Origin of the sequence: Rhizobium sp. CSW-27, assembly GCF_018760785.1 — a bacterium.
Taxonomy (GTDB): domain Bacteria; phylum Pseudomonadota; class Alphaproteobacteria; order Rhizobiales; family Rhizobiaceae; genus Neorhizobium.
Window position 1 is genome coordinate 1 of the sequence record NZ_JAHHZO010000038.1, and the last position, 5,910, is coordinate 5,910.

At 63.0% G+C, this 5,910-nt stretch carries 9 protein-coding genes; all 9 read left to right on the forward strand.

The genetic code is table 11. From position 1 onward, the window contains the following. Positions 1–89: 89 nt before the first annotated feature. Entirely contained in the window at positions 90–587 is a 498-nt protein-coding gene (locus KLP42_RS26250) for a hypothetical protein (protein ID WP_215571115.1), read from the forward strand. Then, the gene (locus tag KLP42_RS26255) at positions 584–1,150 is read left to right on the forward strand and encodes a hypothetical protein (protein WP_215571116.1); all 567 of its coding nucleotides are present in this window, start codon (positions 584–586) and stop codon (positions 1,148–1,150) included. Before KLP42_RS26250 ends, KLP42_RS26255 begins: the two co-directional genes overlap by 4 nt. Beyond that, a complete protein-coding gene (locus tag KLP42_RS26260) occupies positions 1,147–1,788 on the forward strand; it encodes a hypothetical protein (RefSeq protein WP_252193284.1) in 642 nt (213 codons plus the stop codon). The genes KLP42_RS26255 and KLP42_RS26260 overlap by 4 nt, the downstream gene beginning before the upstream one ends. Next, positions 1,785–2,078 (forward strand): hypothetical protein, encoded by a 294-nt coding sequence (locus KLP42_RS26265; RefSeq protein ID WP_215571117.1) that lies wholly within the window; start codon positions 1,785–1,787, stop codon positions 2,076–2,078. The genes KLP42_RS26260 and KLP42_RS26265 overlap by 4 nt, the downstream gene beginning before the upstream one ends. Then, positions 2,078–3,373: a helix-turn-helix domain-containing protein gene (locus KLP42_RS26270; protein WP_215571118.1), complete on the forward strand. Its 1,296-nt coding sequence runs from the start codon at positions 2,078–2,080 to the stop codon at positions 3,371–3,373. The genes KLP42_RS26265 and KLP42_RS26270 overlap by 1 nt, the downstream gene beginning before the upstream one ends. Then, positions 3,360–4,028, forward strand: a complete 669-nt coding sequence (nusG, locus tag KLP42_RS26275) for a transcription termination/antitermination protein NusG (protein ID WP_215571119.1) — start codon at positions 3,360–3,362, stop codon at positions 4,026–4,028. The genes KLP42_RS26270 and nusG overlap by 14 nt, the downstream gene beginning before the upstream one ends. A gap of 239 nt (positions 4,029–4,267) precedes the next feature. Next, positions 4,268–4,591 carry an HNH endonuclease gene (locus tag KLP42_RS26280; protein WP_215571120.1) on the forward strand — a complete coding sequence of 108 codons (324 nt, stop codon included), beginning with the start codon at positions 4,268–4,270 and terminating at the stop codon, positions 4,589–4,591. A 117-nt stretch (positions 4,592–4,708) separates the two neighbouring features. Next, positions 4,709–5,176: a P27 family phage terminase small subunit gene (locus KLP42_RS26285; RefSeq protein WP_215571121.1), complete on the forward strand. Its 468-nt coding sequence runs from the start codon at positions 4,709–4,711 to the stop codon at positions 5,174–5,176. Then, positions 5,160–5,910 (forward strand): terminase large subunit domain-containing protein (locus KLP42_RS26290; protein WP_252193285.1); only part of this gene is annotated, 751 nt, incomplete at its 3' end. The genes KLP42_RS26285 and KLP42_RS26290, both read left to right, overlap by 17 nt.

The window sequence follows — 5,910 nt, forward strand, 5'->3', positions numbered from 1 at the left end:
GTCGTAGCCGCTTCAATCTCACAATTTTCGTCACTTCCCACCACGGGAAAAGCGCTGGGTCATTCCCGGCGCGGGAAAGGTTTTGTCTCATGATTTCAAACGCATGGTTTCACCGCATCAAGGCGGCACAACGGGATCTGATCCGGCTGGTTGGCGGGATTGAGCGGGCGGCACAGGTGTCGTCGATTTCGAAGAGCCATATCGGGCGGATGAACAACGCCACCGACCCGGAGCTGATGCCGCTTCATGCGGTCTATGCGCTGGAAAGCGAGTGCGGCGTGCCGGTGGTGACGTCTGCCATGGCGGAGCTGAACGGAAGGCGGTTGTCGGACCCTGAGAGCGAGCGGGTGGTCGAGCAATGCGTGGTCGCGGCCTATTCCGACATGGTGCGCAAGGCCGGCGACCTGATCTCGGGCGGGGCGGTTGCGATCTCGGACATGGTGGTGACGCCGGCCGAGGCGACCAAGATGGACCGCGATGCGGCCGAGCTTGAGGCGGGCCTTGCGGAACTGCGCAAGGCACTTGCCGGGGTGAAGGCACGCGGCGGCCAGAAACTCGGCTTGAGCGTGGTCGGAGCCGGCCGATGATCCGGGTTGCTTCGTCACAGCCTGCACAAACCGGCCGCGACCAGGAGCGGACACGGCTGGCGCGCCTCATCGACATTGCCGAGCGCTGCGGGCGTGACCAGTGGTCGCTCACGGCCGAGGCGGGCGAGGTTCACATCACGACCAGGCGCTCGACCGGGGAGGATGCCAAGCTCTGCACGATCCACGACGGGGCGCTTGCCGACGAAATCGAACTGATCAGCGGCGCCCTGGAAAATGTCGTGCTGTTCCTGGCGCTCCGCCAGCGCGCCGTCATCGCGTTCAACGAACTGCAGCGCCAGACCAAGCCCGCACCACGCAAGCTGAAGGCCGGCGACTTTGCCGCCAATGCCGCGATGCTGCTGGCAAAGCCCGAGTTCCACCGCTTCCTGGAGCGCAAGGACGCAAGCCGGGTCATTCACACGAATGAACACGCCGACACGGTGCTGAAGGGGCTCCTCGGCATCACCAGCAAAAGCCAGCTCAACACCCAAGGGCAAGCGCAAGGCGCCTTCATCCGGCTGCGGGCTGATTTTGAGACCTGGGTGCAGCGGGGGTGCCGATGAGTATCCGCATTTTCCCGCAAGTTTCCATTCCCTTCGGCACCAATCAGGCCACCAAGGCGATGCGCATCACCTGCGCTCACTGCGGTGGCCTTGCCTATTTCCCGGTTGCGACCGGGGTCAACACCGATGCGCCCATCGAGGCGGTTCAGCATTTCCAAAACAAGGGCTGGGTGGTCGGCGGTGATCCGGAGACGGATTTCTGCCGCAAGCATTCGACGCCTGCCAAACGCAAGGGACCAAAGACCATGACAAACACCGCGCCGATGGCCGATAAACCGCGCGAGATGGGCCGCGAGGATCGCCGCATCATCAATGACAAGCTCGATGAGGTCTATGGCCGCGAGGCGTACAAGGCGCCGTGGACGGATGCAGCGGTTGCCAGGGATCTGGGCGTGCCGCGTGATTGGGTGGTGCAGGTGCGTGACCAGTTCTTTGGGCCGGCCGGTTCCAACCCGCTCTATGACCAGTTTATCGGCGAAACCGAACATCTGGAAAAGTCCTTCCGGGCCTTTGCCGAAACATGCGCGGCGGCCGAGCAGGCGACAGTGGCCCAACGGCAGGCGCATGCGGAGCTCACCAGGCAGATGGACGCCTATCGGGCGCTGGCGCGCAAGGTGGAGCGGGAGATCGGCCGATGAGCGATATCACGCCGATCCTGGAAATCCTGATGGATTGCCGAACGGATGCCGAACGGGCCGGCTGGCTGTTGCGGGCGCCGAAGGGCATCCTGTTTCGTGACTACTGCAGCATCCGCCGGATTTTGGCGGCGGCACAGTTTGCGCGCGGCGTCGATGCGCTGGACGTGGAGTTTGCGGCGATCAACGCGACGCGGATGGCGAATGGCGAATTGCCGGCGGCGATCATGTCGGGCGTCGAGACGGCGCGGGCTTATCTTGTCGGCAAGGCCGAGAACGGAGGCGTGCGGTGATGGAACCGGATCACGGCGCAACTTCGCGCGCATGGTCATGGCGGCATGCGGTGGGCAAGTCGGGCCTGCCGCCGATCACGCGGCTGGTGCTGCACACGCTCGGCCTCAAGATGGATGCGACGGGTGGCTCCTGCTACCCGCCGATCTCCGAGCTTGTGGAACTGACGGGCCTCGACAAGAAAACCGTGCTGAAGCACCTGGAGATCGCCGAAGGCGCCGGCTGGATCGAAGTCGGCCAGCACGGCTTTCGCGGCCAGAAATGGAAGCGCAACGAGTATGTCGCGCGCTGGCCTGGTCGTGACCTCACGGGCGAGCCGGCACCTTGTGACGGCCATGAAGGTGGTGGAGGAGTTCCACCACGTTCGAACACCTGCCGGACCCTTGAAGGTGGTGGAGCAGCTCCACCGCCTTGCCGGGAAAAGGTGGTGGAACTGGTTCGCGAAGGTGGTGGAAATGACGACCTGAAGGTGGTGGAGGAGCTCCACCAAGATAAGATACTTCCAACTAACATTCCAAATAACTCTCCAACGGCAGGCGCAAGCGCCAGCCCAACCGCTGTCGCGGAGGAGGGAGCTTTGCGACGGGCTGATCGGAAGAGAAGCGAGCATGCGTTCACGCTGTGGTTTGCGACCTGGCGGAAGGGCGATGTGGGTTTTGCCCGCAATGCCTGGTTTGCCCTTTCACCGGAAGAGCGCGGCGAATGCATCGAGCACACACCGGCTTATCTGCGATGGGCCAAGCCTTCGGACCTGATGGCGGCAGCGGTTTATCTCAAGAACCGCCATTGGCGTGATCTGCCGGAACACCTGCTCGGCATGCCGGAAAAGACCCATGGCGTCGCAAAGCCCTGCGGGAAGCTCTGGATGGGAACGCGGCTTGAGACGCTGTCGAAAGACCCGACAGGCCCGATCCACATCACGGCTTTTGACGAGACGCGGATTGCCAAGGGGATGATCTCCCGTGACCAGCTGATGCACGACAAGCGGCGCGACAATGGCTGGCCGCTGGTCAACGCCATGCGCGATCTTGCCCGCCGTCGCGAGCCGTTTACCACCTCGCTCGCGCTTCTGCCGCATGTGGCAGGCTTCCATCCGATCCACCGCGACAGTGCGGTGTTTGCCGCCTGGAAGGCGCTGCATGAGGCCCGCGGCTGGCCGTTCATCGAGTATGCGCCGGAATGGGTCTACTTCCCCGCGGTCGATGCCGAGGCCGAGGATTTGAGCGTTGCCGTCGAGGCAGCACTTGCCAGTTTTCTGTCATCCATTCGCGAGGGCCTTTCCGATGATCCAGTTTAAGGCCAATCCCCTGGGGACCGATATCAGCAACGAAGTCTCGCAGAGTGGGCTTGTGAAACTCCAGCGCATTGCCGACCGCGAGGCCGGCCACAAGCGCTGGCTCGGGATGGCCGGGCGACGCATTGCCGCCGTCTATCCCGAACATGCCCGCTGGATCTGCCTTCGGGTGATGACGGGGCGGGAGAGGGCTGTCGAGGCAGCGCTTGAGGCGCTGGATATCGAGGCGATGGTGCCGACGCGCAAAGGTCCGGAATATCGCCGCCGTGGCCGTGTCATACCGCCCGCCGATATCCCGGTGCTGATCGGTTACACGCTGGTGCGCTGCGTGCCGTCGGCGACCGCAATGGCGGGCTTGAACACGATCGAGCATGTGATTGGGGTGCTGGGTGGCTGGGAAGCGCCGGCTGCGATCAACACCGAGTTCATCAAGCGCTACCGGCAGAAGGCAGCAGAGGGCGGCTATGATTACGATCGGCCAGGCATTGCGGTTCGAAAGGGCCAGAAGGTCACGATTGCCGAGGGGCCGTTTGGCGGGATCGAGGGCACTGTGGTGACGGCGCCGTCGGGCACGATCGGGGATGCGGTTGTCGAGTTCTCGATGATGGGGCGCACGGTTGCGATGGTCGTGCCTCTTGCAATCCTCGAACAGTCATGACTATAAGCGAAGACGGACACGCTGATGATCCTGAAGTGAGCCTCTGAAAACGCAGTAGCATGCGGGGAGTAATCCTCCCGAGGTCGGTACACCGGTCAGCCCCCACCCTGACACTCTCAGCTTCGAGAGACCGCTTCAGGGCCAGTGCGCAAGCTATGTCCAGATCACATCTGTTGAGATCAGGCCCAGCGACATTGAACAAGGCGATCCTTCGGGGTCGCTTTTTTCGTTTTAGGGTTATGCGCGATCAACGATCAGACGAGGCAAGGGCCTGGCGTGGCTGGTATGGCCTGGCGCGCTGGCGAAAGACCCGCAAGCACCAGCTGACGATCGAGCCGCTGTGCCGCATGTGCCGGCTGCAGGGCAAGATCACGGTCGCGACCGTCTGCGACCACGTCGAGCGCCACAACGGCGATCCGCAAAAGTTCTGGGGCGGGCCATTCCAGTCGCTGTGTACCCCCCATCACGATGCGACGAAGCAGGCGGAAGAACATCGCGGCTTCTCGACGGCGGCAGGTAGCGATGGCTGGCCGATCGACCCGCGCCACCCGGCGAACCGATGAGGGGGAGGGCGGGTCAAAAGTCAAACGCCCTCTGTGCCGCACACCGGCTCCCACCCTTTCTTCGCAGGGAGCGGGAATTGGAGGCAAAAAGCCACTGCTTTCTAGAGGTATCCATCCATGAAGGGCCGAAAGCCTTCGACCGAAAACGTCGTGCCGCTCACCGAAGACGAGGGACGCGGCGCAAATTTTGAGGCCCGCGCGCTTCAACGGGCACGCGAGCTGAAGCCGGAAGGCCTGCCGTTTACGGTCTCTGTGATCTGGGACCGGCTGTCGCCGTCGCTTTGCGATCCGCGCAAGAACCGGCTGAACGACACGAACGTGTTCATGTTCGAACAGCTGTGCTGGACGGTCGAGCGCCATGAACGGCTGCGCGTCGATATCCAGGACAATGGCGAAACCTATGAGACCGAAACCCGCAACGGCAAGCAGCAGAAGAGCCGTCCGGAGGTCGGGCAGCTTAACGAGACATGGCGGCAGATCCGGGCGCTTGCCAGCGATTTTGGCATGACGCCCTCGGCGGAACGCGGATTGCAGGCAGGCGGGCAACTTGGCTTCAGCTTCACAGACAATGAAGGGTTCGATTGACGTCGAGATCCCCGATATCAGCTACGAAGACGATCCGGTCACCGCCTGGGCGGCTGACGTGCTGCGCGGCAAAGTCATTGCCGGACCGCATGTGCGAAACACCTGCCGGCGCCATCTGCTGGATCTGCGTGACGGGCCGGATCGCGGCCTGGTCTGGGATCTCGATGAAGCCAAGAAACGGATCAAGTGGTTCCATGACAAGCTTCGCCTGAATGGTGGCCAGTTCGAGGGCCGGCCGTTCAAGCTGCATCCGAGCCAGGCGTTTCGTGTCGGCTCGCTGTTTGGCTGGAAATGGGCCGAGACCGGCCTTCGCCGCTTCCGTCGCTTCTATGACGAAGAGGGCAAGGGCAACGGCAAGTCGCCGCTGCTTGCCGGCATCGGCATTGCGATGATGGTGGCAGACGGCGAGCCGCGCGCCGAGGTCTATGCGGCGGCAGCCAAAAAGGACCAGGCGCAGGTTCTCTTCCGTGACGCGGTTGCCATGCGCGACCAGTCGCCGGAGCTGGCCAAGCGCATCAAGCCGTCGGGCATCGATCCGGTCTGGCAGCTGACCTACATCAGCACCAAGGGCGACAAGCGGTTCTTCAAGCCGATCTCGTCAGACAGTGCGCAATCGGGTCCGCGTCCATCCTGCGCGCTTTGCGATGAGGTGCATGAGCATCCGAACCGCGACGTCATGGAAATGCTGGAGCGCGGGTTTAAATTCCGCCGACAGCCGCTCCTGGTCATGGCGA

Excerpts from the sequence above, each read along its gene's own strand:
- KLP42_RS26250 (WP_215571115.1), top strand. The coding sequence starts at position 90 with ATGATTTCAAACGCATGGTTTCACCGCATCAAGGCGGCACAACGGGAT.
- KLP42_RS26255 (WP_215571116.1), top strand. The coding sequence starts at position 584 with ATGATCCGGGTTGCTTCGTCACAGCCTGCACAAACCGGCCGCGACCAG.
- KLP42_RS26260 (WP_252193284.1), top strand. The coding sequence starts at position 1,147 with ATGAGTATCCGCATTTTCCCGCAAGTTTCCATTCCCTTCGGCACCAAT.
- KLP42_RS26265 (WP_215571117.1), top strand. The coding sequence starts at position 1,785 with ATGAGCGATATCACGCCGATCCTGGAAATCCTGATGGATTGCCGAACG.
- KLP42_RS26270 (WP_215571118.1), top strand. The coding sequence starts at position 2,078 with ATGGAACCGGATCACGGCGCAACTTCGCGCGCATGGTCATGGCGGCAT.
- nusG (WP_215571119.1), top strand. The coding sequence starts at position 3,360 with ATGATCCAGTTTAAGGCCAATCCCCTGGGGACCGATATCAGCAACGAA.
- KLP42_RS26280 (WP_215571120.1), top strand. The coding sequence starts at position 4,268 with ATGCGCGATCAACGATCAGACGAGGCAAGGGCCTGGCGTGGCTGGTAT.
- KLP42_RS26285 (WP_215571121.1), top strand. The coding sequence starts at position 4,709 with ATGAAGGGCCGAAAGCCTTCGACCGAAAACGTCGTGCCGCTCACCGAA.